Annotated in this window: 2 protein-coding genes; one reads left to right on the top strand and one right to left on the bottom strand. The window is 70.8% G+C overall.

Going from position 1 to position 2,706, the window contains the following annotated elements; genetic code table 11:
• The first annotated feature begins 45 nt into the window (after positions 1-45).
• Positions 46-1,350, top strand: a complete 1,305-nt coding sequence (locus Q0066_RS16190; RefSeq protein WP_298134867.1) for a threonine/serine exporter family protein — start codon at positions 46-48, stop codon at positions 1,348-1,350.
• Here the strand turns inward: Q0066_RS16190 and Q0066_RS16185 are convergent.
• Positions 1,339-2,706: hypothetical protein (locus Q0066_RS16185; protein ID WP_298134865.1), on the bottom strand; the 1,368-nt coding region annotated here is incomplete at its 5' end. The two genes, Q0066_RS16190 and Q0066_RS16185, sit on opposite strands and share 12 nt — an antisense overlap.

Raw genomic sequence — 2,706 nt, 5'->3', positions numbered from 1 at the left:
CGGGATGACGGATCGTCGACCGGCCAACCAAGTTAGCGTGATCCCATGGCGGACGATCCGGCGGACCCGACCGACGAGCAGGCGAGCGACGAGGACCGACTCGAACCCACCGATCTGGTCCGGCGTTCCCGGGTCGTGCTGCGCGCCGGCATCCTGATGCTCGGCGCCGGCACCAGTGGGTTGCGGGTGCGCGAGGTGATGGAGGCCGTCGCGCGGTCGGTCGGCATCCAGCAACTCGACGCCCAGGTCACCTTCACCCAGATCGTGCTCACCGTCGGACGCCGCGGCCTGTTCCGCACCCATGTGGGCGAGACCCGTCCGGGCGTCAACGCCGACCGGATCGCCCGGCTGCATCAGCTCAGCCATGAACTGCCGGCCCACGAGTCGGCCGAGCAGATCGACCAGCGGCTCGACCGGATCGAGCAGCACGCGTTCTGTTATCCCTCCTGGCTACTGGTGATGCTGGTCGCCGTGGCTTGCGCTTCGGTCGCGATCCTGGCCAACGGTGGTTGGCGAGAGGTGCTCGCGGTGCTGCCGGCCTCGGCGATCGCCTACGGGCTGCATCGCCTGCTCACCCGGCTGCAGTTCAACCAGCTGGCCGTCGTACTCACCTCGGCGGCCCTCGCGTCCGCGCTCTATGTCGGCGTCGCCCAACTCCTCACGCTCGTGGTCGGTGGGCCCAGCGACCGCTTCGCCGCCGGCTTCGTCTGTGCCTCGATCTTCCTGATTCCCGGCTTCCCGCTGGTCACCGCCGGCCTCGACCTGACCCGGCTCGACCTCGACACCGGCGTCCCACGAATGACCTACGCCGCCACGGTGGTGTTGGCCATCGCCATCGGAGTGTGGCTGGTGGCGTCCGTCACGGGCGTCTCCCCCGATCCGGTCGGGCCGCTCAACGGACCGCCGATGCTGGTCTGGTCGGCGATCGTGGCCGCCAGCTTCCTGGCGGTGTTCGGCTGGGCGACGATGTTCAACGCCCCGCTGCGGACGGCCGTGGCGTCCGGGGTGGTCGCGATCTTCGGCAGTCTGGTCCGCCAACTGCTGCTCGACAACGGGATCAAGCCGCATGTCGCCATCTTCGCCGCCTGCGTGGTGATGGGTCTCGGCTGTGCGCTGGCCGCCCGCTGGTTCTCGATGACGAAGATCATCATGACCGTGCCGACCCTGCTGGTGGTGATCCCCGGCTCGTCCGCGCTGCGCACCTTGATCTACTTCGACCGAACCGACATCAACGCCGCCATCGAGTCCGGCGTCTCGACCGCACTGGTCGTCGTGGCGATGGTCGCCGGCCTCTCCGGCGCCCGGATGCTCACCGACCCCGAGTGGACCTTCACCCGCTCACACCAGTGACTGACCGAGCGCCAGCCAGGCCAGCACCTCCAGATCGTCGGGCTGCGCGAAGTCGGACGCCGCCACCCCGGCCAGCAGCCGGCGCGAGTTCTTGATCGTGCATGCGGACGCCGTCGGCGCCATCGGCCACTCCTCCGGGCACAGCTGCAGCAGCCCGACCAACTGCGCCTGCCGGACGGCGTCCAGCCCGACCGGCTCACCCGGCAGATCACCGCCGAGGGCGTTGATCAGTCCGGCGAACGCACCACCCGACACCTCCCGGCTGCGCAGATGCAGCACGTTGAGTTCCAGCGCCACCCATTCCGAGCCGCTCGGACGCGACAACAACGCCAGCGCCTCGTCGCCGGCGTCCTCGCCCAACGCGAGGGTGGCCAGCCAGGCGGCCATCACCACCCGGCCGTAGCCCAACTGCGGGTGCACCAGCCCCAGTCGGCGCAATGTGGCCCGCACCATCCGGGCGTTGCCGGACCGCTGGCCCCGCACGATCCCGGTGGCGATCGACAAGAGATCGGGCTCCTGGCTCCAGTCGCGATCGTCCAACAGCCGCTCGGCGGCGGACGGCTGGCTGATCAGCGCCCGCCCCAACGCCTCGGCGACCACGAAACCGCCGGCCGGCGTCACCGGCGCGTTGCTGCGCAGCACGCGCGAGGCACCCGCCGCCAGCAACGTGTCGAACTGCGGGGCGAACGAGAGGGTCAGCGAGGTGAGTCCGCGCGGCGAATGCACCCTCACCCCGACCCGTCCCGCGTCGGCGATCACCTGGACGGCGTCGCCCTCGGCGCGAGTTGTCACCGGCGGCGCGACGACCAGGGCCTGGTCGGGTTCGCGGAACTCCCACGGCTGGCCGGCGTTCAACTCCAGCGGAGCCAGCCATGGTGGCAGCCGGGCGCCGAGGGCATCCATGGAGGGGTAGAGGTCGGCGCGCAGGGTGCCGACCCAGCGGCGCCCCGGCGTCAAGGTGAGGTCGGACGGTGCCAGCACGAAGGCACCGTCGGCGTCCTCCAACCAGCCCTGGGTGAGCCGCAGTCCGATGACTGGTGCGGCGCGTCCGGACGGCGCGATCGCGATCAGGCCCTCGGCGCCGGCCGGCCACGCCCACGCCACACAACCAGGTCCCGGGTGGACGTAGAGTCGCGGCGGCGCGGGAAGAGGATCGCCCAGCATGTCTGCTTTGGGAGCAGGAGGTCGCGGGTCGGTATCGTCGCCCGACTCCCCGGGCGGTGAACCGGAAGAGCCGTCCCCCTGTGCCGCAATGCCGGCAGCGCGCAGCGCCCACCGGATCGTCCAGGCGTCGCCGACGGCATGCCTCACCGCACAGGTTGCGTCGCCGAGGGTGAAACCGTGCTCGACCTCGTC

It is taken from the genome of Micropruina sp., from assembly GCF_027492755.1.
GTDB lineage: Bacteria > Actinomycetota > Actinomycetes > Propionibacteriales > Propionibacteriaceae > Micropruina.
Note: the sequence above shows the minus strand (reverse complement) of the source record. Positions and strands in the feature narration are given on the sequence as shown.